The sequence below is a fragment of the Frankia torreyi genome (genome assembly GCF_000948395.1).
In the GTDB taxonomy this organism is placed as follows: Bacteria; Actinomycetota; Actinomycetes; order Frankiales; family Frankiaceae; genus Frankia; species Frankia torreyi.
This window is the reverse complement of sequence record NZ_JYFN01000016.1, coordinates 5,992-29,393: the sequence shown is the minus strand read 5'-3', so window position 1 is coordinate 29,393 and position 23,402 is coordinate 5,992. Positions and strand designations below refer to the sequence as shown.

The 23,402-nt window shown below is 69.0% G+C and carries 20 protein-coding genes; 15 read left to right on the top strand and 5 right to left on the bottom strand.

Going from position 1 to position 23,402, the window contains the following annotated elements; all coding sequences use genetic code 11:
• Positions 1 to 350: 350 nt before the first annotated feature.
• The 3 genes from FF36_RS40785 to FF36_RS32035 form a co-directional block, all read right to left on the bottom strand.
• Complete coding sequence (locus FF36_RS40785; protein WP_422615088.1) at positions 351 to 548, bottom strand: helix-turn-helix domain-containing protein; 198 nt, start codon at positions 546 to 548, stop codon at positions 351 to 353.
• 43 nt (positions 549 to 591) lie between these two features.
• Positions 592 to 3,068, bottom strand: a 2,477-nt coding sequence (locus tag FF36_RS40780) for an AAA family ATPase (RefSeq protein ID WP_422615086.1), incomplete at its 3' end; no start/stop codon positions are given.
• Between the two features lie 120 nt (positions 3,069 to 3,188).
• Entirely contained in the window at positions 3,189 to 3,659 is a 471-nt protein-coding gene (locus FF36_RS32035; protein WP_063870347.1) for a holin, read from the bottom strand.
• 821 nt (positions 3,660 to 4,480) lie between these two features.
• On the opposite strand from FF36_RS32035, the gene FF36_RS35420 reads away from it, so the two are divergent.
• From FF36_RS35420 to FF36_RS12220, 8 genes are all read left to right on the top strand, one after another.
• Positions 4,481 to 4,630 (top strand): hypothetical protein, encoded by a 150-nt coding sequence (locus FF36_RS35420; protein WP_157866930.1) that lies wholly within the window; start codon positions 4,481 to 4,483, stop codon positions 4,628 to 4,630.
• A gap of 191 nt (positions 4,631 to 4,821) precedes the next feature.
• On the top strand, positions 4,822 to 5,712 hold the full coding sequence (locus FF36_RS12245; RefSeq protein WP_236706123.1) for an alpha/beta fold hydrolase: 891 nt from the start codon (positions 4,822 to 4,824) through the stop codon (positions 5,710 to 5,712).
• Positions 5,713 to 6,492: 780 nt separating this feature from the next.
• Positions 6,493 to 7,800: a helix-turn-helix domain-containing protein gene (locus tag FF36_RS12240; RefSeq protein WP_199865376.1), complete on the top strand. Its 1,308-nt coding sequence runs from the start codon at positions 6,493 to 6,495 to the stop codon at positions 7,798 to 7,800.
• Positions 7,801 to 7,810: 10 nt separating this feature from the next.
• On the top strand, positions 7,811 to 8,539 hold the full coding sequence (locus FF36_RS32715; protein WP_082121859.1) for a TIR domain-containing protein: 729 nt from the start codon (positions 7,811 to 7,813) through the stop codon (positions 8,537 to 8,539).
• Positions 8,536 to 10,518, top strand: a complete 1,983-nt coding sequence (locus FF36_RS12235) for an nSTAND3 domain-containing NTPase (RefSeq protein WP_128423297.1) — start codon at positions 8,536 to 8,538, stop codon at positions 10,516 to 10,518. Before FF36_RS32715 ends, FF36_RS12235 begins: the two co-directional genes overlap by 4 nt.
• A 29-nt stretch (positions 10,519 to 10,547) precedes the next feature.
• Complete coding sequence (locus tag FF36_RS31480) at positions 10,548 to 11,798, top strand: hypothetical protein (protein WP_128423296.1); 1,251 nt, start codon at positions 10,548 to 10,550, stop codon at positions 11,796 to 11,798.
• A 247-nt stretch (positions 11,799 to 12,045) separates the two neighbouring features.
• Positions 12,046 to 12,516, top strand: a complete 471-nt coding sequence (locus tag FF36_RS12225) for a hypothetical protein (RefSeq protein WP_044885174.1) — start codon at positions 12,046 to 12,048, stop codon at positions 12,514 to 12,516.
• On the top strand, positions 12,507 to 13,169 hold the full coding sequence (locus FF36_RS12220; RefSeq protein ID WP_044885173.1) for a hypothetical protein: 663 nt from the start codon (positions 12,507 to 12,509) through the stop codon (positions 13,167 to 13,169). Before FF36_RS12225 ends, FF36_RS12220 begins: the two co-directional genes overlap by 10 nt.
• A gap of 33 nt (positions 13,170 to 13,202) precedes the next feature.
• Here FF36_RS12220 and FF36_RS39950 read toward each other — a convergent pair whose 3' ends face one another.
• Positions 13,203 to 13,337, bottom strand: a complete 135-nt coding sequence (locus FF36_RS39950) for a hypothetical protein (RefSeq protein ID WP_255355720.1) — start codon at positions 13,335 to 13,337, stop codon at positions 13,203 to 13,205.
• Between the two features lie 801 nt (positions 13,338 to 14,138).
• Here FF36_RS39950 and FF36_RS12215 point away from each other — a divergent pair.
• From FF36_RS12215 to FF36_RS12185, 7 genes are all read left to right on the top strand, one after another.
• The gene (locus FF36_RS12215; protein WP_242418293.1) at positions 14,139 to 15,668 is read left to right on the top strand and encodes an ABC transporter substrate-binding protein; all 1,530 of its coding nucleotides are present in this window, start codon (positions 14,139 to 14,141) and stop codon (positions 15,666 to 15,668) included.
• A 155-nt stretch (positions 15,669 to 15,823) separates the two neighbouring features.
• Positions 15,824 to 16,867, top strand: coding sequence for an ABC transporter permease (locus tag FF36_RS12210; RefSeq protein ID WP_082121858.1), 1,044 nt, complete (start codon positions 15,824 to 15,826; stop codon positions 16,865 to 16,867).
• Positions 16,864 to 17,814 (top strand): ABC transporter permease, encoded by a 951-nt coding sequence (locus FF36_RS12205; RefSeq protein ID WP_082121857.1) that lies wholly within the window; start codon positions 16,864 to 16,866, stop codon positions 17,812 to 17,814. Before FF36_RS12210 ends, FF36_RS12205 begins: the two co-directional genes overlap by 4 nt.
• Positions 17,807 to 18,853, top strand: coding sequence for an ABC transporter ATP-binding protein (locus tag FF36_RS12200; RefSeq protein ID WP_044885171.1), 1,047 nt, complete (start codon positions 17,807 to 17,809; stop codon positions 18,851 to 18,853). The genes FF36_RS12205 and FF36_RS12200 overlap by 8 nt, the downstream gene beginning before the upstream one ends.
• Positions 18,850 to 20,049: an ABC transporter ATP-binding protein gene (locus FF36_RS12195; protein ID WP_063870346.1), complete on the top strand. Its 1,200-nt coding sequence runs from the start codon at positions 18,850 to 18,852 to the stop codon at positions 20,047 to 20,049. Before FF36_RS12200 ends, FF36_RS12195 begins: the two co-directional genes overlap by 4 nt.
• Positions 20,046 to 21,122: an LLM class flavin-dependent oxidoreductase gene (locus FF36_RS12190; RefSeq protein WP_044885170.1), complete on the top strand. Its 1,077-nt coding sequence runs from the start codon at positions 20,046 to 20,048 to the stop codon at positions 21,120 to 21,122. The genes FF36_RS12195 and FF36_RS12190 overlap by 4 nt, the downstream gene beginning before the upstream one ends.
• A gap of 103 nt (positions 21,123 to 21,225) precedes the next feature.
• On the top strand, positions 21,226 to 22,332 hold the full coding sequence (locus FF36_RS12185) for an LLM class flavin-dependent oxidoreductase (RefSeq protein WP_044885169.1): 1,107 nt from the start codon (positions 21,226 to 21,228) through the stop codon (positions 22,330 to 22,332).
• A 252-nt stretch (positions 22,333 to 22,584) separates the two neighbouring features.
• Here FF36_RS12185 and FF36_RS12180 read toward each other — a convergent pair whose 3' ends face one another.
• Positions 22,585 to 22,809: a hypothetical protein gene (locus FF36_RS12180; RefSeq protein ID WP_044885168.1), complete on the bottom strand. Its 225-nt coding sequence runs from the start codon at positions 22,807 to 22,809 to the stop codon at positions 22,585 to 22,587.
• Between the last annotated feature and the right edge of the window lie 593 nt (positions 22,810 to 23,402).

Genomic DNA, 23,402 nt, shown 5'->3' with positions numbered 1-23,402 from the left:
GGACAGCATCCCGGCGCGGTCGGGATCGTCGGTCGGGGTGGCCGCCACCGCTTGGTGGAACAGGTCGATGGCAGTGTTGAGCGCGGTGGGGTCGCCGGTATGCAGAGTCTCGCGCAGTAGGTCGACAGCCCGATCAGCTCCGGCCTGGGCTGGATCAGACATGCCGAAGGGGCTCTTCTGCTCGAAGGAGGCGCGCATCAACCGTTGCAGTCGCGCCCGAGCCTGTCCGAGTAGACGCCCCCGCATCCGTATCTCCCCGTTCCTGGCGCGGCGCCGTCCAAGCATCGCCACGCGTACGCGACCAGGAATTGACCGTGGCGCGGGCGGGCGGGCGGCGCACGAGTAGTCGACTACTCGTCTTCGAAGGCCGGTGTGTCGCCCCACACCGCGGCGGCCAGGCCGGTTCGGCCGCGTACGCCGAGCCGCTGTCCGGCGCGCAGGATATGTCCTTCCACGGTGCGGACCGAGATGACCAGACGCGCGGAGATCTCCAGGTTGGACAGTCCCCGGGTCGCGAGGCTGACGATCTCGCGTTCCCGCGCGGTCAGGGGCAGCGGCCGCAGGGCCGCCGCCAGCGCCGGGGTCAGGAGNCCCTCGCCCGCGCGGGCCAGACGGTCGGCCCGCGCGGTGGCCACTGACGCCTGGCCCCGCCGGCCCGCACGGGTATGCACCAGTGCGGCCTGCGCCGCGGCGTCGGCGGCGGCGGCCAGGTCCCCCATGTCTTCCAGCTGGGAGGAGACGGACAGCAGCGCCGCGCCGTCGTCGGCGGCCAGCGCGGCGGCATGCGCGGCCGCCTGCGACGCGCGCGGACCCGTGACCCGCTGCGCGAGCCACGCCAGCCTCGCGGCACCCTGCCGGTACCCGAACCGGGCGGCCGTCTGGCGAAGCAACACCTCCCAGCCCCACTCCCCGTTGTCCGCGTTCCTCTCGGCAGCGCGGCACAGCGTCGCGATCGCCTCGCTGATCGCCCCTTCGGCGGCTGAGACCCAGGCCGTGGCCAGCGCCCGGTCCGGTTCGAAGAGCGCGAACCCGGGATGCCACCCCGTCTCCAGCTGGTGCAGCGCCACCCTGGCCTCGGTGGCGGCGCCGAGCATCGCGTACGACTGGGTCAGGCTCATCAGCGCGCGGATCTCCCACCCGCCCAGCCCACCGTCCACCAGGCCGGCGTGAGCCTCGCGCAGCCAGCGCAGGGCGGTGCGCGCGTACCCGCGCGCCGCCGCCACGTGACCGAGCAGCGTGATCCCCATCAGGTGGGAGTTCCCGAACGGTTGACGAAGCTCGTCGTAGGACGTCCGGGCCAGCGTCTGCGCCTCGTCGAGATGGCCGGCGAGGCGCAGACCGAGAACACTCAGGTCATGCAGGCCCATGGCGAGCAGCGGGCCGTCACCGATGCGGGCGACCGCCCCGCGCAGCCGGGGGAACTCCGGGCGGGCCTCGTCGAAACGGCCGAGGACACCCAGGCCGGCGGACAGGCCCCAGCCGGCCAGGACGACCGATTCGTCGGGCAGCGTGGTCTGCTCCAGCGCCGCGCGGGCCGCGCGCACCGCCTCGGCGGGCCGGCCCAGCCAGAGATCGAACGTGCAGCGCAGCGCGGCCAGCGCCGCCCTGACCGTGGCGCCGTCCTGGGCGGCGCGATCAGGGTCGGTGATGCTGAGCGTCCCGTCCACGGCGACCGATGCGCCGGCGGGGACGGACAGAGCCTCCAAGGCGTGTTCCGCGCGCCGCAGGACCTCGTCGGCCTCGTCCGGTTGCCGCAGGATCCAGAACAGGTTCCCGGCCCGGGGAATCGCCACCAGGCTCTGCTCGACGATGCTGCGCGCGAGCGGCTCCGACACGCGAAGCTGCTCCTCGGCCTCCTGCCCGCGGTTGAGCCAGGTCAGGGCGAACGCGAGCAGGAGGCGGCCCTCGAACCCGCTTCCGGCGGCGATCGCGGCCCGAGCGAGCCGCTCCGACAGGCCGACGTCACCGAGCACGCTGGCCGCGCGTGCGGCGGCGAGCAGCAGACCGGTGTCCGGGGTGAGATCCGAGTCCATGACCAGCACGGCCTGGCGAAGAACGTCATCGGCGCGCCGGGTGCCGAGGGCCCCGAGGGTCGTCGCGAGGGTTCCGCGCAGCCGCCGGGCCCGCAGCAGGCCGGTACTCGCGCGACGCACCTCGCCGTAGAGCGGGTGGGCGAGCCGGGCGTGCAGCCGCTGTCCGTCTCTGCTGATCTCCAGCAGGCCGCGCTCCTCGGCCTGCTCGACGGCAGCCCGGGAGGTCAGGCGCACCAGGGGAACGACGCCGAGTGGCTCGCTGAGCGCGAGGAGATCGATCACGTCTCGCAGCGGCTCCGGCAGCTCCCCCATCCGAGCCTCCACCAGCTCCGTGAGCCCACGGGACAGGCGTGGCTCCCCCGACCAGCGCCACACCCCCGCGGTCGCCCGCAGCCGGCCGGCTGCCCGTTCGCCCTCCACGAGCAGCCGCAGATACAGCGGATTCCCGCGGGTCAGCGCCCAGATCCGCTGGGCGCTGACGCTGTCGACGTCACCACCCAGGACCGTCCGCAGAAGATCGCGCGCTGTGGGTTCGGCCAGTGGCACGACCTCCACACGCTCCAGATACTGCTCCTTCCACAAGGCGGTCACCGTCTCCGGCACCAACGTTCCGTTCCGGACGGTGACCACGAGTCTGACCAGCCCACGGGACGCCAACTGGTACAGGACAAGCGCCGAAACCTCGTCCAGCAGATGCGCGTCGTCCACCCCGAGCACAATGGGGCGGCCGTCCGACCCGCCGTCGCTCAACAGGTCGAAGGTCCGCCGCGTCGCCGTCGCGAGGTCACCGCCGGAAGCACCAAAGACCGTGAACAGGCCCAGCGGAATCCCCCGGGTCGCCATGGTCGCGGTCGCCCACCGCACGACCATCCCGCGGCGGCGCGCCGCCGCCAGCGCCTCCCGGGCCAGCCGCGTCTTTCCGACGCCAGCCTCACCCGCGAGAAACACACCCGTGGGCCCCGAAGCCAGGCGCATCACCCGGTCGACCAGACCCAGTTCCTCGGCCCGGCCCGTCAATGACCATCCCCCCCGCACGACCGAACCTTACCGCCGGCCCAGCGTCGAAGATCTCCCGCCGCGGTGACTCGAGCGCGACAATAGAACGAAGATAATCCGGCTGGTCGGTTCGTCAGGACAGCCCGAGCGCCAGGAGAGTCAGGAAGAAACCCGCCGTCGGCGTAGGCCGCGAACTCCCGCCGCACCGGGCTCCGGCCGCGCCGATTCCGACCCCGACCGCGGCGAGGACGACGCCGGCCGCGCCGCACCGCCCGCCCCTGGTCCGGCAGGGAATCCCACCGATCGCGCACGCGCATAGATCTCGGGGAAGGTGTCGACAAGACTCGGCGACATCGGCGTCCCGATCGGAGCCAGCCGGGAGCCGACGGACGTCAGCAACGACAGGGCGGCGGCCGCTGCCCCCAGGGACAGCGACAGGACCCACGACGCGGACATCAGGCCCACTCGACCCGCGCCCAGGACGACCATCAGTGTCTGACAGAACGTCTTGGCCGCCCGTTCGGCCAGGTCGCGCCAGAAGGCCGCGGCACACACCGTGGTGGCCTCGACAAGGAGTTCAGCGACGTCCCGCTTTCGCGGGTCCACCCCTGCCATCTCGACCGTCGACATCCGTCCGCGCCTCCCCCCGGGGGCGGTCAGCTGATGGTGTCCATCGGCCTCGTCGGGTCGCTGTGCCGCCCGCCGCCACGGTCCCGACTGTGGCGCATGGCGGCTCCCAGCGCACGAGTAGTCGACTACTCGCGATCAGGCAGCTGGCGAGCATGCCTGTGTCGTCCCCACGCCCGAGGGGGTGGTCCGTTGGCAGGTAGGGACCGAGGAGCACGCTGTGTCCTGATTACCGGCAGGTGCTCCTGTACGGGACGCCGGGGGCATAGCGGCGCCATTCATCCCTGGTGAGGCAGAGCGCGGCCGAAACAACCGTGTTGGTCTCGCCGAGTACGGTCTGGAGGGGCGTGTCGTTCAGGGTGGTGCTCAGGCTGGTGCGCGCTCCGGCCTGGCTGTCGATCGTGTCGGCGGCGAGAGCGAGCCCGAGAGCAAGACGTGGATCGGCCTTACGTAGATTGTCCGCTTCGGCAACCAGGGCCCTTGCGGTGACGAGCTGACGCTGCCGGACGGAGTGGCGCCACTGCTGGACGGCAAGGAAGGGGGAAGAATCCTTTCCGTCGCCGATGAAAGCCGCAGAACATCAGGCAGCGGGATGAGACAGGACTCTTCAGTTCGAACTCGGCATCGGCATGGATGTCATATCGGATAGAATGCCTCAGACCTTACATGGATTTCTTCGAGAAGTCACTGGGCGTGGCCGCCGGGCGGAAGATTAACCTGCTTATGAAGCCTAGAACAGGGTCGAACACCCACTTAGAGACCACAACGAACGCCGGACAGTCCTGATCCTGCTTCTAGCATTCCTCGCCGCCCTATCGACCCTGGTGGCTGTGATCACCGGGATCCTTGTCCGGGTCAACGGTGAGAGCTTGGCCAGCGCGGTGCTCGCCGGCGGCGCCGCGTTCGGCGGCACCTTCGCCCTGACGCTCACGGTCATCACCGTGGTGCGCGGAGGGACGGACACAGACGGATAGCCCGTGTCAGCTCTTCCTGCTGGACGCCGGCGACCGGGGCGCTGACCCCAGGGGTGGTCGTCGGTGCCGTCCGCACATAGCTCTGGCGCTGCGAGGTCGGGGATTACCGGGCACCAGACCGGCGCCGGATTGGTCTCGCCTTCACCAGCTCCGGTCGACGCCGGCCGGCACCGGTCTGATGACATGGACGGGTGCCGGCGACGCGATGGGGACCTCGGATCGACGAGCGGTTCGCTCGGCCGCTGCGGCGCGGGCTGCCCGCGTCGGCCCGGACACCGGGGGTGCACGTCGTCGAGGCCGCCGGTGCGCTGCTGCGCGTCCGCGACGTCGGACAGGGGCGGACGCTGGTGTTCGTCGCGGATCCGCCGGTCACCGTGGAGGCCTACAGCGAGGTGATCAGCCGGCTCGCCGGGCGTCACCGGGTGGTGGTCCTCGAGCCACCGGGATTCGGCTTCTCGACCCCGCCGGCCGGCTTCGACGGCTCCTTCGCCGCGACCGCCCGGGTCGTCGAGGCATTCCTGGCTGACCTCGGCGGTGCACCGATGGGGCTGGTGTTTCCCTGCGCGTTCGGCTACCTCGGCCTGGACATCGCCACCCGCCGCCCCGACCTGGTCGACCGTCTCGTGCTCACGCAGGCCCCGGGCTGGGCGCAGGAGATCGCCTGGCGGAACTCCGTCGCCCGCAGATCGCCGCTGCGCCTGCCGGGGGTCGGCCAGCTCCTCCTGCGGCCGTGCGCGCCGCTGGTCGCCCGCTCCTGGCTGCGCGCCGCCACGGCCGACGCCATGCTGAGCAGCATGATCGTCCGCCACAGCGACGCCGCGTTCGCCGCGGGGGCGATGTTCGCTCTCGCCACCGCGTTCCAGACCTACCTCAGCGGCCCCGCGCCGACCCTGGCGCCGGCCGTCCCGGTCACCCTGCTGTGGGGCGACGCCGACCGGTCCCACCGCGCCAGCGATCCGGAGACACTACGCGACCACGTCCCCTCCGTTCGTATCCACCGGTTGCCCGGGACGGGGCACTTCCCCGAACTGCAACGCCCAGACGCCCTCGCGGCCGCCCTGGCACTCGACGGAACGACGTGATACCTCCGCCCGCAACCTTCCTGAAGGCGCGCGTCGTCGTCGGGCTCCGACATCACCCGCCCGGTGGCCGCACCAGTCTTCTGCCCACTGCAGCGCACGACGCTGCCGACATCGCGCGCCGGCCTCGCGCTGCTGAGGGCGACGGCGAGGCCCATGGCCGCCACCCCATGGTCGCCACAAGGGATCGAGGAGCGGCTACACGGACTCGCAAGCTCGCCCGGTCGGCGCTGTGGCGGTCGCCGCCGGCGACGCATGATCCGCGAAGGTACCGGCGGATCTGACTCCGACTCGGGTCGCTGGCGGTGGGCGGGACCGCCTGCCGGATGTCGCATTCCTGTGTGCCGAGCCGGTGCCGTTCAGGCTGGTGGCCACGGACCCGCCGTGTCTCACGAGTGGTCGACCGGCCGGGCGATACGGCCGCGTGCCGCAGGTCGTAGGAACGACGCGCCAGCGGCGACGCCTGCTCGGCCGGCGTGAGCGCTATCTCGCGGGCCTGCCGCCACCTCGCGATGTACCGGATCGCCTAATTCTTAGCTAGAAAGCAACCTCGCCGGGGCTCTGGAGTCGCGACTGCCTCCTCGGCGCACATCACGTTCAAGCAGGGTGGCCTGGAGCTCCAACTCCAGTGGCGCCACGAGGTCCCGCCCACACCGGCAAGAGGAAACGGGAAACATTCCGCATCTGGGTTTCCTCCCTTCCACAACTGGCACACTCGATCTGCGAGACACTCGGCTGGGCGAACAGACGACGATGGATGTTCGGACAGCGACGGAGGTAGACGTGATCGGCGAAGATAAGTTCTTCGGAGGCGAACTACGGAAGCTGCGTCTTGCCGCCGGTATCACACTCACACAACTGGCCACCGCGGTGCACTACAGCAAAGGGCATCTCAGCAAGGTCGAACGTGGGCTGAAGGCACCCAATCACGAGCTTGCGCAGCTATGCGATAACACACTGCAGACAGGTGGCGTACTTGTTGCGCTACTGTCCGCTAAGAGGCTGGCATCCACGGCGAAGATATCAGCCGAAGATGACGGACACGAAGAGGAGGTTTGGCTTATGCAGCTTTCCCCGGAGGGCAAGAGCTGGTTCCAGCCCATCGGTAGACGCCAAATCATGGCGGCAGGCGTGACTTCCGCGATGGGTATCGGCCTCGGCACCCAAGGTCCTTTCGAAGCCAGAGTCGGCATGGAGAACACTTCGGCCCTGGAGACATTTCGCACGCTGTTCGACAACTATCGGCGGCTCGGCCAGTCGGTCAGCCCCGGCTTCCTCTTGCCGGCCCTCATCGCGCAGACACATACCCTACGAGAACTCTCGACGCACGCGGGGCCGCGCATGCGGCAGGAGCTTCTTCGCCTCGGTTCACGCTATGCGGAGTACGTCGGCTGGCTGACGCAAGAGACCGGAGACGACCGGGCGGCTCTGTGGTGGACACAGCGGGCAGTCGAACTGGCCGCCGCAGGTGGCGACCACCATCTCGCCGCCTACGCCATGGTCCGGCGCGCGCTGATCACTCTCTACCGGGAACAGGGCGACGAGACCGTCGCGCTCGCCCGACAGGCGCGGCATGGCGGGCTCCCGCCGCGGATCCAAGGCTTGGCCGCGCAGCGCGAAGCCCAGGGACATGCGATCAACGGGGACTACAACGCCTGCATGCGCTGCCTGGATGAGGCCCGCGACCTGTTCGCCGATGCGGTCTTCGACGAAGGCGCACCCGTCATCGGTACGACGCATCTCGCCGACACGGTAGCCATGATCACCGGCTGGTGTCTCCTCGACCTTGGTCGGCCCGAGCAGGCGGCCGAGGTGATGGACAGAGAGATGGCCCAGGTGCCGGCGTACGCCCTGCGCACGAACGCCCGTTATGGCACTCGCCGGGCTCGGGCCCACGTGACGGCCGGCAACGTCGACCACGCCTGTGAACTCGCCAGCCGTGTTCTCCCCGATGCGCTGACCGTAAGCTCCGCGACTATCGCCGCCGACCTACGGCAGCTCGCCCGCACCCTCGCGCGGTACCCCCGCAATCCGGCAGTCCAGGCGCTAACCCCAGATCTCAGTACAGCACTAAAAATCGTGACCCCGTGAGGAGAGTCCCATGCCCGAAGTCTTCATCAACTATCGCACCGGCGACGGAGACAAGACCGCTATCACGATCGAGCGGGAACTCTCTCATCGTTTCGGAAGCGAGCTCATCTTTCGGGCATCCAAATCGATCCCGCTCGGAACGCAGTTCGACGAGGAGCTAATCGCCAACGCACGGCGATGCGCCGTCCTAATTGCCGTGGTAGGACCGAGCTGGGCCGCTTCCCCCGCCCTACACGATCCGAAGGACTGGGTACGACAGGAGATCATGGAAGCACATCGAAACAACAACAAGGTCATCGCGCTCCTGGACGGCCGGAAGACCGACCGACTGCGCAGATCGGATCTGCCCAGAGACCTACACTGGTTCGCCACCAGTCAGTCCTGTCGCCTTGACGAGCACAACATAGGGCGTGACCTTAACACTCTCGGCGACAAGCTGTGCGAGTTGTCCTCGACTCTACGTGAGGCCGACCGTAGCCACCCGGACTCCGCGACGCCGCAACTCACCAGGAACTCTGTCGGCGAAGCATACGGTACGGTACTGCTCGGCAATACCGTTGACGGCGATGCCGGCACAATCGTGAAGGGAACGAGCGGGCCGACGAACACAGGAAAGGGTAATCTTTACAATCACTCAAAACACTTTTCCGGCAACGGGGTAAACTACACGGCGGGCGAGCATCTGGGCGACGTCAACCAGCGCTTCGACACCTCCCGAGAGGTATCGAACGACGAATGACCGACCAGCTTAGAACTATCATTACGGATTCTTCTGGCGCCGTCAACGCCGGCTCCGGGGTGCTGAACGTTTATCAGTACGGCACATATGCGCATGACAGAGAACGATGGAATCCTCGACGGATTGCCGAGGACGATCTCGTCTGGCTGTATGACCGCTTCGTGCAGCCGCCGGGATATCGGGACGCGCGGAACATCCTGATGGATCGACGAACTGTTCTGCTCAGTGGACAGGCCGGCAGCGGACGAAGGACAGCGGCACAGGTGCTCCTCTATGACCTCGCCAGTCCGTTCGGGACGTTGCACGAGCTGTTGCCGGAGACAGAGGACGGGCGAAGTCGCCTCTCCACCGACCACATCGGTGCCGGTGATCAGTTATGGCTGGATCTTTCCACCGCGAATGGCGTTCTCTGGGACCAGGTTCAGGGCGAGCTGTCGTCGTTCCGGGCGACCGTCCTGGAGCGCAGCGCGTATCTGGTCGTCATCCTCCCCGAGACCCGCGAGCTCCGGAACGAGTTCGAGGGCCTTCTCGTCGAGATCGGACGGCTGTCCGAGAAACGGGTCCTAGAGAAACACCTTAAGATATCCGAGATCGATCTTGGTCAGGATACCCATCTGCCCCCCGAGGTCGCCGAGAACCTGGCGGGACAGCCCTCCATGCAGCGAACGGCCGATATCGCCTCGCTGATCCGTCGTGCACGTGACCAGGGCCAGCCAAAGGAGGGGCCCGCCGACTGGTGCCGCCGTGCCTGCGTCGCCATCGCGGATCAGTCAGCCCAGGTGACGGATCTCCTCGGGAAACACCAGAGTGGCTTTCAGCGAGCGCTGCTACTCACCGTCGCTATGTTGCATGAGGCGCCGTCCCATGACATCCAGGTGGCCACCGAACTTCTTCTGCAAACGACGGAGCATCCACCGAATGATCTACCGTTGCTTGTTCAGGATGACCTGGCCGCACGGTTACAGGAGATCGGTGCCACCGAAGACCGGTTCGGTCGTGTTTGTTTCAGAGAGCTTGGATATGACAGAGCGATCCAGATCCATTACTGGAATAAAAGGCCCGATCTGCGATCGCACCTTATTAACTGGATAGACGGGGCCATCCGGTCGCCCGATCTAACAGAAAGAAGTCGCGACGGACTGGCTGAGCGACTTGCCGAGCAGTGCTTGAGGGGGCGTTACCCGAACGACTGGTCGACTTTGATAGATCTGGTATTGGAATGGACGACAAATGAAAGACGCGGCTTGCTTCCGCAGGCTGCGGATCGCGTTCTTCGATACGGACTTGAACACGAGGAGGCGGCCAGCGTATTCCGACGGAAGATCTACGAATGGTCTCAGGAATCACGGCTGAGCAAATGTCTCGTTGGCGTTCTCGTGGCGATGTGCAGCGAGGTGATCGCGAAACGCCATCCGGAACAGGCCGTGGTCCGGCTACACCATCTCACGCGACGCCAACGTGGCTTGCCCATGCCGAGAGAGGCGCTGCTGCGACTCGTCGCGGACAGCCAGAGCCTACGACGGCTGATGTTCAGTCGACTCGCAATGACCTTCGGTCAGGGAAAGGGATCCGACCGGGCCCGATGGGAGGTTGATACCACGCTTTTCCTCGCGCTTTCCATTCCGACGGCCCTGGTCCGCTCCCCTGATCGCCTCGCTGGTCCGCTCCTCGACGAGCCATCCGTACGCGATCATCTCGCAGCCTGCTGGAATGGTGTTCTGACCGAAGACCAGGTGATCGGGACTGAGCGGATCGGCAGCTGGCTGGACGAGGCAGCCGATGCCCAGCGGTATCGCGAGGTAATTCTCGACCTGTTGGTGACCGCCTGCGACCGACAGGTCGGCATTTTGGCCCGCCTCTATGGAGTCGCATGCCTATGGGCCGACACGGCGGACACCAGCACATACCAGGCGCGCAGCCACATAAGAGTACAGCTATTGCGGAAGATTCATACCGCGCGAAGTCGCGTGGCACACTGACCAGAATACCAGCGTGGGGAGATATCATCGTGCCGTTCCGCCGCGCAGCCGTCGCGACTCTACTCATAGTCATCGGCGGCTTGGTAGGAATTCTCGTCGTGCCATGGAATCATTTTTCCTGGACGACCGTGCCGATCTTTCTCGTTTTTACTGCCCTTGCCGTCGGACTCCTTTTTTTGCGAAATATCAAGCGTCTCGATTTCCGATCGCAGAACATCCCGATTCCCACCTCCGCGCCGCGACCGATCAGTCAGAGTGAGCACCGACTCAGTAGAGTTAGAGTGCCAAGCAGCACCGCGGACTATGACTTCCTGTTCTCAGCCACGGTCCGCTGGGGGACGATCGAGCTGAACCAGATCACGACGCTCGCCAACCAGGCCGGCGCCGCGCGCGAGGCGATCATTCAGCGCGCTCGGCTGGTGACCGAGAAGAGTCCCCCCGCCCGCGCGGCGCTCGTCGAACAGGAGCTAAGCGGCTGGCTCGGCAACCTGGAGCGCGACCGCTCTGGTCAACTAATGGTGATGGCCGAGGACATCGTGCTCACTCTCACCGACCATGATCAGAAACGCCTCGACAAGCTGGCGGACATGCGCAAGGATGAAGAGGTCTGGAAACACGAATGGCGGTGGGACCAGCTCAAGCGTCGGTACCTCGCCGACGACGTACTCAAGGACACCGGCAGCACGGTCGTGTGGTGGCTGGCCCGGAACGACCACCAGGTCGAACGCACGATCGGGGATCTGCATCAACTCGCTCGGCTTTCCGCCGCCGCGAACAACCGCGATTTGCCTGAATGGTTCCACCGCCTCGACCGCTTTCCGGCGCAGACGACAGCTTCCCTTGCAGACGGCAACGGTCACTCGGACGGCCACCATCGGAACGGCATAGACGGTGCCGCGTCCCAGCGCATACCTGACACGGCGGCCGACCACCTCAACAGGCTGCTGGACTCGGCTGGCCTTACCCACGACGATCCGCAACGCCGGCTGCTGGCCGACCAGATCGCCGAGACCTTCCACGACTATCAGATGGAGGAGTTCGCGCAGACGCTACGTCCACCGCCTGCCAGTACCGCCCCATCCGGTCCCACGCAGGACCAGGAACCGGCAGCCCGGGAGCCCGGCGGACACCACCACGCGAATTCTAGTCCCGACGTCGTTGTTGGCATCACCACGGAGTCGGAGTCCGACCCCGATCCGTTCACCGATGACGGCGTCGGCGCAGATCCCGATGACGAGCCAGAGCATCGATCCGCGAACGGGTACCAGGCCGGTCTGTAGTTCGGTGGACGTCGGCATGCTCACCGGAAAACGGGTGCCTCGATCGAGGCTCCTTGATTCGGCCCTATCCCGTTGCCATCCTGGGTGCGGCTGGCCGCCCGCGACTGTGCGGTCAGCCGCAAGGGTCGCGGAACCGGACCGCCCATGATGTCCTAGAGTATCTTTCGGAGGCAGAAAAGTTCGAGCAGCCGGCCGCGTTTAGTGCTTTGGTGGTGGACACGGGACCAGTTGAACGAAGGGCACCGGGTTGGAACAGAGCGGCGAGATCTACGAAGAGCTGATGCTGCAGGTCGAGGGACTATCTGGGGAGATCGCGCAGCAGCTCCGGGCCGAGGTGACGAGGGGCCGGCTGGTCCGCGGATTCGAACTCTCCGCGCGAGAGCGCCGGCTGCGCGATCAGCGGATCACCGACACCGAAAGCGCGAGGATCGGGCGCGCTGACGTCGCGGTGATCGAGTATGACGGGGACCAGCGGCTTCGCCTGCTATGTGAGGCTCTCGTGACCGCGGCCCGGACCATGGCCGCGTCAAGACGAGCGCTGATTGGTCTTCTGGAACTCACCGACCTGTCTGGCAACCAGATCGTCTTTGCGGACGAAGACGATCCCAGTCCCAGAGTTCTGAACATCGGTGTGCAAGCCCGGGAGGCAGAATGGCGCCGAGGCATCGTCGAGCAGGAGCTTGCGCCACTGCAGCAGGAGCTTTCGTCATGGCTGTGAGCAGGGACGCCGCGCTCGCAGCCGTGCGTGCAGCACTTGACACACTCAGCGACGTCTACGTGGACGCCGCCACAGAGTCCGACCTGTACGAGGCCGCCCTCCTGACCGAGGCAGTCCGGGCCGCCCGGGACGCCGGGGGGACCGTCCTGCTCACCAACGACGGTCACAGCCGGCCTCGAGCCGTCGTGTTCCGACGCTCCCCCGGGAACCTGTGGAACCAACAGTTCACGTACGCGAAGGTCACGTTCAGCCCGACACGCATCCTCGAGATCCACCTGGGCGTCTTCGTGCTCGCAACGTCCGGTGTCCCCCACGAGTGCGACGTCGCCGTACTCGATCACGACGAGGCGCAGCGGAGCCGGCAGGCGAACGTCCATCCGCGGGCATCCAAGTTGATTGCCGCCATCGAGGCAAAAAACTACAGCGCACCGCCCGGCCTCAACATCGGCCGTTCCTTCCTTGGCCTCTCGACCGAACTCGGGCCAGGCAAATCCTTTCTCGCGTTCCCTTCCAGCCACGCCAGGAGCGTGGAGACACTACTCGCCAAACGATCGAGCGAATGCTTCAGTGGCGTGGTGCCCGCCAGCCCCGACGCCGACGGGCTGCGGAAACACATCGAAAAGAAGATCAAGAACTGGGTCGTCCAAGGCTGAGGACATGATCCGTTTTGCTCCAGAACCCCCGATTCAGCGGCTTCCTGCACGGCGGGCGCCAGCCCTGCCCGCCAGCGCCAACCCGACCGCCTCCACCATTTGCCGCGCCAGCGGGATGAACCGGGCGTGCGGGCTGGTCAGCCCCGTCACCTGCTCGGCGAACGTCACCCGGACGCACTTGCCGGTCCCACAGCGGAAGCGGCGGACCAGCAGGTCGACCTCAACGCGAGCTCCCGCAACCGGAGCGTCGACCAGAAGACACCGTTACCGGCCGTGCACTCGCTCGGACACCGTCCCGCAGTCGGACACATTCCGCTCGCGACCCGCGACCGGACACTCAGACGCAACCGATCAGCGACTCGTTCCACGCGATCCACCACGACGTGTCGACCGAGGCGAGGTCGCCTGACTCCAGAAGATCATCGAGATGCTGCTCACCTCATGATGCGCCGCGCTGGGGCTTGACAATGGCTTCGGCCCGCTCGGACGACGCTGTCACATGGAACAAAACAGACGTATAGGGCGTGACGCCATGATCGGCACGCATCGTGCCTGGTCGTGTGTTGACGGCGAGGTCGCGAGTCGGGCATTGTTCATCCATGCGGTCGAGATTCCTCTCCGTGGCATGTCGCTACGTGGACTACCAGCGGACGGCCAGCGCCCTCTGTCGCTGACCGGCTGACTTCTCCTGACTTCCGCCGGCTGGCCGACCGCTCTTTTTCGTGGCCCCCGCGGAAGACCTGAAAGCTGATATCGGGCGAGTTTCGAACGCGTTACGCCGCCGGGCGATGAACATGGCCGGCGTATGTTTCGCGTCCGGGAAACGCCTCCTTCCGCGCGCCCGATTTTCCTGCCTGCGGACGCCCACGGCCTCGCCGACAGCCCTCGATGATGCACGTCCTCAGAGATGCACGTCTTCAGAAAGGAAGACCGCCCCCCGTGAACGCACAATCGCGAGCCGATTCAACGGTGCTAGGTCGCCGAGGCTTCCTCGGTCTCGGCGCGCTCGCCGGCTCGTCGCTGTTGCTCGCCGCCTGCGGCGGTGGCAGCGGTTCGGTCTCGTCCGCCGGCAAGGACGGGGGAACGCTGCGGTGGGGTTGGTCCACGGTCACCTCCTGGGATCCGGTGACCTCGTCCGCCGGCTGGGACGTGCACGCCTTGTCACTGGTCTACGCCGGCCTCACCAAACTGGACGAGAAGGGCAATCCGGTACCGGCGCTGGCCGAGTCGTGGAAGTACAACGGGAAGGGCGACCAGGTCACCTTCGTTCTGCGGCCCGGTCTCACGTTCAGCGACGGCACGCCGGTGAACGCCACCGCCGTGCGCAAGAGCATCGAGCGGGGTCTGACCTTCCCCGGCTCGCTCGTCGCCGCCCAGCTCGCCACCGTCGAGGCCGTCGCCGCGGATGACGACGCACGGACCGTCGCCCTCAAGCTTTCGTCCGTCGACTACCAGGTCCCGAGCCTGCTCGCCGGCAAAACCGGGATGATCGTCAGTCCGGCGGCGTTCGAGAAGGACGCGAAGGGGCTGGCCACCAGGCCGGTCGGCGCCGGGCCGTTCCGGCTCACCGAGTACGTGCCGAACCAGTCGGCGAAGCTCGTCCGGTTCCCCGGGTACTGGGACAAGGCGAACATCCATATCGGGAACTTCGAGCTGTATCCGCTGCCCGAGGCGGCGACGGCGATCGCGTCGCTGCAGTCCGGCCGGCTCGACGTCGCCCAGATCCCGGGCAGCCAGGTCTCCGCGGCCAAGGCGGCCGGCCTCGATGTGCAGGTCATCCCCTCCCTGGTGACGACGGTGCTCGACGTCAACGTCACGAAGAAGCCGTTCGACAACCCGTTGGTCGTCGAGGCGTTCAAGCACGCCCTCGACCGCGCGGCGCTCGCCAAGGCCCAGACGTTCGGCCTCGGGGTGGTCAACTACCAGCCGTTCCCGCCCGGGTACGTGGGCCACGACCCGAGCCTGGACAATGCGTTCCCCTACGACCCGGACAAGGCGAAGAAGCTGCTCGCCGAGGCCGGCTACGCGAACGGTCTGGAGCTGCCGCTCACCGCCACCGGCGCGAGCTCCGCTCTCGCCGAGCAGGTGCAGGCGCAGCTGGCCAAGGTCGGCGTGAAGGTCACCATCGACACGATCCCGGCGTCCCAGGCCACCCAGATCGTGTACATCCAGCACGCGAAGGCTTTCGCGGTGGACGGCTTCGCCGGGCGGGACTCGGCCGTGCAGGCCTTCCAGGTGCTCTTCGGCGAGCAGGGTCTGATGAATCCCGGCCGCAGGACGCCGCCCGAACTGAACGCGGCCCTGCAGAAGGTGCGCCAGACGCCGCTGGAGGATCCGTCGTATCCGACAGTGCTCAAGGCGGCCACCAGGATCGCGGTCGAGCGGATGCCGAACATCTTCCTGTACACCCAGCCGCGCGTCCTCGCCCGCAAGAAGAACGTCTCGCCGCTCGGCAGCTACCTGGCGGTGCAGCGCTTTGACGGCGTCCGGGTCAACTGAGCCCGGCCACGAGCTGGTCCGATGAGCAGGCGGTCCGATGAGCGGGTGGTCCGGTGAGCAGGCGGTCCGGTGAGCAGGCGGTCCGGTGAGCTGGTGGTCCGGTGAGCGGGTGGTCCGGTGAGCGGGTGGTCCGGTGAGCGGGTGGAGGGCGGCCGATGACGGCAGTTGAGTTCGATGCGCCGGCGGGGCTGACCGGCCGGGGGGCGGGCGTCCCGCTGAGCCGGTGGGCCGCACAGTGGGGCATGGCGGTGCTGCGGCTGCTGCGCAGCACGCTGTTCGTCGGCATCCCGGTGGTGCTGATCGCCACGATCATCACCTACGGGCTGGGTGCCCTCACCGACACCAACCCCGCGGCGCAGGTGCTCGGCGAGACCGCGACGCCGGCGGACATCGACCGGATGAACCACTACTTCGGTCTCGACCGGCCGCTGGTCGTCCAGTACCTCAGCTGGCTCGGCCACGCCCTCACCGGGGACCTCGGCCGGTCCTACTACACCACCCTCCCGGTGACGGACAGCATCAGCCAGGCACTGCCGGTGAACCTCTCGATCACGCTCCTCGCCGTGCTGATCGCCGTCCTGCTCGGCGGCGCCCTCGGCATCGGGGCGGCCCTGTCGGGCGGCGGCTGGTTCGACCGGGGGGTCACCCTGCTGTGTTCGGCGGCGTCGACCGTGCCGCCGTTCGTCATCGGCATCGGGCTCATCGTGCTGTTCTCGGTGACGGTCCCGATCCTGCCCTCCGGCGGCTACGTACCGTTCAGCGAGGACCCGGGGCGGTGGTTGCGCTTCGCGATCCTCCCGGCGATCGCGCTCGCGGTGGAGGGCGCCGTGGCCATCGCCCGCCAGCTGCGGACCTCCCTCGTCGGGGAGCTGCGGGAGAACTACGTCACCGGGGCCGACGTCCGCGGCCTGACGAAGCTGCGGGTGGTGTTCGGCCATGCGCTGCGCAACGCCGCCGGGCCGGCGATCACCGTGCTGGGCTACTCCATCCCGCAGATCATCGGGGCCATGGTCGTCGCCGAGGCGGTCTTCAACCTGCCGGGCCTCGGCAAGCTCAGCCTGGACGCGGCGGGCAAGGGCGACATCCCGGTGATCCAGGGGGTGCTGGTCACGATGATCGGGCTCGTCGTGGTCTCCAACCTCCTGGTGAACGCCGCCCTGCTGCGCCTGACACCGCACGCGAGGAGGCAGCAGCCGTGACCGAGAACGCGCGCGGCCCGTTGCGGCGGGCCCTGCGGCTGCGGTCCACGAAGATCGCGCTGGTGATCCTCGCCGTGGTCGCCTTCTTCGGGTTCGCCGGCGGGGCGCTCGCCCCACACGACCCGCTCGCCCAGGACACCGGCCACATCCTGGCCGGCCCCAGCGGGGCGCACTGGCTCGGCACCGATTATCTCGGCCGCGACGTGCTCAGCCGGTTGATGGACGCCACCGGCCGCTCGGTGGTCGGCGCGGTCGAGGCGGTGGCCGTGGCCTTCCTGCTCGGGGTGCCGGCGGGACTGGGCTCGGTCTACTTCGGCCGACTGTTCGAATGGGTGGCCCAGCGCATCACCGACGCGGTGATGACCCTGCCCTACATCGTCTTCGCGATCGCCGTGACCGGCGTTATCGGCAACGGCCAGGAGCAGGCGATGCTGGCCGTCGGGGTGTTCCTCGCGCCGCTGTTCTTCCGGGTCACCCGGGCGGCGGCCCTCACCCTCACCCGCGCGCAGTACGTGGAGATCGCCGAGCTGCTCGGGGCGTCCCGCTGGTGGATCATCCGCCACCACGTCTGGTCCAAGGTGTTCCCGACGGTCGCGGTCACCACCGCGCAGATGTCCGCGATCGTGCTGTTGAGCGTGTCCTCGCTGACGTTCCTCGGCATCGGGGTGAAGCCACCGGCCCCGACCTGGGGCGGGATGCTCTCCAGTGACCTCGGCTTCCTGGCCCAGCAACCGTGGGCGCCGCTGTTCCCGGCACTGGCGATCATGCTGTCCGCCGGGATGCTGAACGCGATCGCCGACGCCATCCGGGACACCACGGGGGTGGCGACGATCCCGCTCGGCCGGAGTCGTCTCCGCCGACCCGCCGTCACCATCCCGGCGCAGGAGAAAACCATCCCGGTGCAGGAGAAGACCATCCCGGCGCAGGAGAAGAGGTCCCATGCCTGAGCCGACCACCCACCCCGCCGAGGTGCTGCTGACGATCGACGGTCTGCGGGTCACCATCGCCGGCGGCCGGACCGAGGCCGTCCGCGGGGTGTCGTTCGAGGTCCGCCGCGGCGAGACGGTCGGCATCGTCGGTGAATCCGGCAGCGGCAAGACGCTGGTCTGCCGGTCGGTCCTCGGGGTGCTCGCGCCCGGCTGCGCGGTGAGCGACGGAACGATCGACTTCGCCGGTACCTCGCTGGTCGGGATCCCGCGGCGGGCCTGGGACCAGCTGCGTGGCACGCGGATCGCCGCGGTGTTCCAGGACCCGGCGTCCTACCTCAACCCGTCGGTGCCGGTGGGGCACCAGCTGGCCGAGCAGCTGCGGGTGAAGCTCGGCCGGTCCCGCCGGGACGCCCGAGACGCCGCGGTGCGGCTGCTCGCGGCCATGGGCCTGCACGAACCCGCCCGCGTCTACCGCCAGTATCCCTATGAACTGTCCGGCGGCATGCTGCAGCGGGTCGTGCTCGCCATCGCCGTCTCGGGAGATCCGCAACTGCTCATCGCCGACGAGGCGACGACCGCTCTCGACGTCACCATCCAGGCCGAGGTGCTCGAACTGCTCGCCGGGCTGCGGGCCGACCGCGGCCTGGCGGTCATCGCGGTCTCCCACGACCTCGCCGTCATCGCCGAGTTCTGCGACCGGGTGCTGGTGTTCTACGCCGGTGAAATCGTCGAGGCCGGGCCGACCGCCGCCGTGCTGCGCGCGCCGCGGCATCCGTATACCGAGGCCCTGCTGCGGGTCGCCTCGGTCGGCAGCTGGGAGCGACGCAACCTCGCCGTCATCGACGGCCAGCCACCCGCGGTCGGTGCCACGCTGCCGGGCTGCCGGTTCGCCGACCGGTGCGCGTTCGCCACCGAGCAGTGCCGCACCCGGCCGATCCCGCTGACCGAACTGGCGGATGGCCGGGCCGTCCGGTGCGTTCGCGTCGACGAGATCGCGCTGAGCGGAGCCGGAGCCGGAGCCGCCGGAGCTGGAGCGGGAGCGGGAGCGTCACGATGACCGACACCGACCTCGACGCCGCCGGGCGGGCGGCCTCCGCCGCGACCCCGCCGACCCCGCCGACCCCGTCCACCTCTCCGACCCCGTCCACCTCTCCGATCCCGTCCACCCCGTCGGCTCCCTCCACCCCGTCGGCCTCGTCCACCCCGTCGGCTCCGTTGCTGCACGTCGAGGAGCTCGGAGTGTCCTTCGCCCGGCCCGGGGGCGGCCGGCGGATCCGCGTGCTCGACGATGTGGAGCTGACCGTCCGGCCCGGCGAGATCGTTGGCGTCGTCGGCGAGACCGGCTCCGGCAAGACGACGCTGGCTCGGGCGATCGCCGGCCTCACCACCCCGGACGGCGGCCGGGTCCTGCTGGACGACCGGGACATCGCCCGCCTGCGCGGCCGGGCCCGGCGGCGGTTCCGGCGGGGCGGCGCGATCCAGTTCGTCTTCCAGGATCCGCTGCGCTCGCTCGATCCGGAGCTCACCGTCGGGGCCAGTGTCGGGGAGGGACTGGCGATCGCCGGCGTCGGGAGCCGGGCGCAGCGGGCCGAGCGGGTGGCTGGTGCGCTGCGGCAGGTCGGCCTCGACCCGGCGGTGGCCGACCGGCTCCCGGCGCAGCTCTCCGGCGGCCAGCGGCAGCGTGCCTCCATCGCCCGCGCGGTCGTCGCCGACCCTCGACTCCTGCTGTGCGACGAGCCGGTCAGCGCGCTGGACGCCTCCAACCGCAACCACATCCTGCTGCTGCTCGACGAACTGCGCCGCCGGCTGGCCCTCGGGATCGTCGTGATCTCCCACGATCTGAGCTCCCTGGCCGGGATCGCGGACCGGGTGGTCGTGCTCTACCGGGGCCGGGTGGTGGAGGCCGGGCCGATCGCGGACGTGTTCACCCGGCCGCGCCACCCGTACACCGCGCTGCTGATCGCCTCCGCACCTGACATCCACGGCCGGGACCGGCTCGCCGCGGCCCAGCTGCGCTCGCAGCGTCCCGACGACGACGCGACCGCGCGGTGGGCGGGCGGCTGCGTGTTCGCCCACCGGTGCCGCTTCGCCACCGACGTCTGCGCGCAGACCCCGCCGTCCCAGGACGCCGCCGGCCGACCCGCCGGCGACTGGACCGTGGCCTGCCATCACACCGACACCTGGCGGAACCAGACCGCCGCCACCGCCACCCCAACCACCGCCGTCACCGCCCGGAAGGAATCCTCAGCGTGAGCGTCGAGTTCATCGGGATCGCCAGCACAGCCGCGGGCAGCGAGTCGCAGGGCTTCGCCGGCCAGGCCGTCGATCCGGCCTATCTGGAACAGCTGGTTCGCACGCACGAGGACGCCGGCTTCGACCGGGTGCTCGTCGCGCACTCCTCCGCCATGCCCGACGGCTTCGTCGTCGCCGACCAGATCCTCTCCCGCACGACGACCCTGAAGGTGCTGCTCGCGCACCGTCCCGGCTTCGTCGCCCCGACGATCGCCGCCCGCACGTACGCCACCCTGGACGCCTTCCACCCGGGCCGCGTCGCCCTGCACGTGATCACCGGTGGTGACGACGTGGACCAGGCTCGGGACGGGGACCTCACCGACAAGGTGACCCGCTACCGCCGCACCGACGAGTTCCTCGACGTGCTGCGCCGGGAATGGGAGTCGGCGGCGCCGTTCGACTACGACGGCGAGTTCTACCGGGTGCGCGGCGGCTGGTCGTCGGTACGCCCGGCGGCGGGGAACATCCCGATCTACTTCGGTGGGGCCTCCGCCGACGCGATCCGGGTCGGGGGCAGGCACGCCGACGTGTACGCGTTCTGGGGAGAGCCGCTGGCCGGGATCGTCGAACGGATCGGGCAGGTACGCGCGGCGGCGGCGCCGCACGGACGCGACCCGCGGTTCAGCGTGAGCCTGCGCCCCATCCCGGCCGACACCGAGCAGGCCGCCTGGGACCGGGCCGCCGACATCCTCGAACTCACCCAGGCGCGGGCCGGTGAGTTCAAGCGGGCGATCGGTATCGACGGGGCCACCCAGGTCGGCAGCCAGCGGCTGCTGAAGTTCGCCGCCGAGGGCGACGTGCACGACAAGCGGCTGTGGACCGCGATCGCCAAGGCCACCGGCGCGGCCGGCAACTCCACGGCGCTGGTCGGCAGCTACGAGCAGGTCGCCGAGTCCCTCGTCGACTACGTCAACGTCGGGGTGTCCACCCTGCTCATCCGCGGCTTCGACCCGGTCGCGGACGCCCGGGACTACGGCACCCTCATCCGCCTCGTGCGGGACCAGACCGCCGACCGCGAGCCGGTGCCCGCCTGATCCTCGGCTCCACCCGGCTTCGGCCCGGCTTCGGCCTGACCCGGCTTCGGCCCGGCCCGGCGTCAGGACAACCCAGTTTCAGCACAGCTCGGAGGTTGCGCGCATGTCCCTCGACATCCTCGGCATGGTGAGCACCAAGGAGGCGTCGGAGACCCGGGGCTCCTTCTTCGACGGCCCCGCCGTCGACACCGCCTACCTGACCCGGTTCGCCAAGGCCCACGACGCCGCCGGGTTCGACCGGGTGCTCATCGGCTACGGCGCCACCTCACCGGACGGTTTCGCCGTCGCCGGCCACGTCCTGGCCTCGACCGAGCGCCTCGGCGTCCTCATCGCGCACCGGCCGGGATTCGTCGTGCCGACACTCGTCGCCCGCAAGCTGGCCACCCTCGACCAGCTCAGCGGTGGTGGGCGGGTCGCCATCCACCACATCTCCGGCGGCAACGACGCCGACCAGCGCCGGGACGGCGACTTCGCCGACCACGACACCCGCTACGAGCGCACCGCCGAGTTCATGGCGGTGCTGCGCCGGACCCTCACCGCCGACGCCCCCTTCGACCATGAGGGCCGCTTCTACCGGTTCGCCGGCGCGTACAGCTCGGTCAGGCCCGCCCCCCCCGCCGGCATCCCGCTGTTCTTCGGCGGGCAGTCGGACGCCGCCGTCGCGGTCGGCGCCCAGCACGCCGACGTCTACATGCTGTTCGGCGAGCCACTGGAGCAGACCGCGCAGCGCATCGCCCTGCTGCGCGCCGCCGCCGCCAGGCACGGGCGCACCCTGCGGTTCAGCCTCTCCACGCGGCCGATCATCGCCGACACCGAGGACGCCGCCTGGGCCCGCGCGGAGGCCATCGCGGCCGAGACCCGGCGGCGGGTTGCGGCGGCCACCCAGGGCGGGCAGGGCTTCCCCGGCCTGTCGAACTCGGTGGCCTCCGAACGGCTGCAGCAGGTGGCGGCCCGTCAGCAGGTGTACGACGATCGGCTCTGGTTCGGCGTGACGGCGCTGACGGGACCGGGCGGCAACTCCTCCGGGCACGTCGGAACGGCCCAGCAGGTCGCGGACGCGCTGCTGCGCTACCACGACATCGGCGTCGACACGTTCCTCATCCGTGGTTTCGACCCCTACGAGGACGTGGTGCACTGGGGCCGGGAGCTCATCCCGGCGTTGCGGGCCGGCGCGACCCGTCAGCCGGCCGGGTTCCTACCTGTCAGGTGAGCAGGTCGGGCTGCTCCGCCAGGCCGCCGCCGCCACGGTGCCACCGGCCTCGAACCGTGCCAGCGCCGACTGCGTCATGCCCGCGGCGCGGGCCAGCAGGTCGCCCGGACCGCCCGGCCCTCCAGGTGAAACCGCAGCTCGCGGGGCTTGCCGTCGAGCTGCCGCGCGTACGGCTCACCCAGCAACGGACCCGCTCGGCGAGCAGGTCCACGGAGAAGGCGGCCGTCGCGAACTGCGCGACGTCAGGCCTGATCAGACGTCAACCTCCGCCACGGCAGCGCCAAGGATGAGACTGGCGGCCACCATGCCGTCCGCGAACCGCTCCGCCTGGCGGCGCGGAACATGGAACGACGCGACCACAGCACCGGCGGCGTCGCGGGCGACGAACAGTATCCGGTCGTCGGGCAACGGGTAGGAGGCCACAGTGTCGGCGGATGGGGTGGTCTCGACCAGGTGGCGAATCTCGTCGTGATCCATGGAGATTCCTTCGGGTTCGGGTGAGGAGTAAGGAACGACTGGCCGCCCAGGTTGGCAGCCGGCTCGGGGCAGCCCGCGGCGGGTACGAGCCATAGCCCACGCCGAAACCGTAGACGCCGTCGGTCGGCCGCGACCCGCTGGCACCTGGTGGCACACTACGCCACCGGCCACCTCGATGTCCTGTCCGACGAGCGTGCCGCCGACACCGTCGGCCTGACCCGGGAGATCGTTCCCGCCGGCCGGGCCCGACACGCCTCGACGGCCGACGCCGGCCGATGCTGGTTGTCTCCGGCGGCCCTGGTAGCCCGCAGCCGCTGGACCGGCTTCGGCCGCACTCCGCTCGCTTGGCGTGGTTGTGATTTCGCCGGCAGGGCCTCCTGTCCGCGGCTCCGGCGATGCCGGACCGGCGGCGCTCCCCGCGCAGGCCGTGTTGGGGCGATGCCGGTTCGCCCTCGGGTGCCCGGCGAACCGGGCGCAGTGGGATCATTACCGGCGGTGCCAGCCACAGGGAGGATGACCGTGTCCAGTTCCCCGACCGACCCCGGCCCCGACCAGGCCCCCGACGCCGATGAACCTGTCTCTTATACACATCT

Coding starts and splice junctions, on each gene's coding strand:
- FF36_RS32035 (WP_063870347.1), bottom strand. CDS start 3,659: ATGTCGACGGTCGAGATGGCAGGGGTGGACCCGCGAAAGCGGGACGTC.
- FF36_RS12195 (WP_063870346.1), top strand. CDS start 18,850: ATGACCGACACCGACCTCGACGCCGCCGGGCGGGCGGCCTCCGCCGCG.
- FF36_RS12185 (WP_044885169.1), top strand. CDS start 21,226: ATGTCCCTCGACATCCTCGGCATGGTGAGCACCAAGGAGGCGTCGGAG.
- FF36_RS12220 (WP_044885173.1), top strand. CDS start 12,507: ATGGCTGTGAGCAGGGACGCCGCGCTCGCAGCCGTGCGTGCAGCACTT.
- FF36_RS32715 (WP_082121859.1), top strand. CDS start 7,811: ATGCCCGAAGTCTTCATCAACTATCGCACCGGCGACGGAGACAAGACC.
- FF36_RS12200 (WP_044885171.1), top strand. CDS start 17,807: ATGCCTGAGCCGACCACCCACCCCGCCGAGGTGCTGCTGACGATCGAC.
- FF36_RS12210 (WP_082121858.1), top strand. CDS start 15,824: ATGACGGCAGTTGAGTTCGATGCGCCGGCGGGGCTGACCGGCCGGGGG.
- FF36_RS12235 (WP_128423297.1), top strand. CDS start 8,536: ATGACCGACCAGCTTAGAACTATCATTACGGATTCTTCTGGCGCCGTC.
- FF36_RS12180 (WP_044885168.1), bottom strand. CDS start 22,809: ATGGATCACGACGAGATTCGCCACCTGGTCGAGACCACCCCATCCGCC.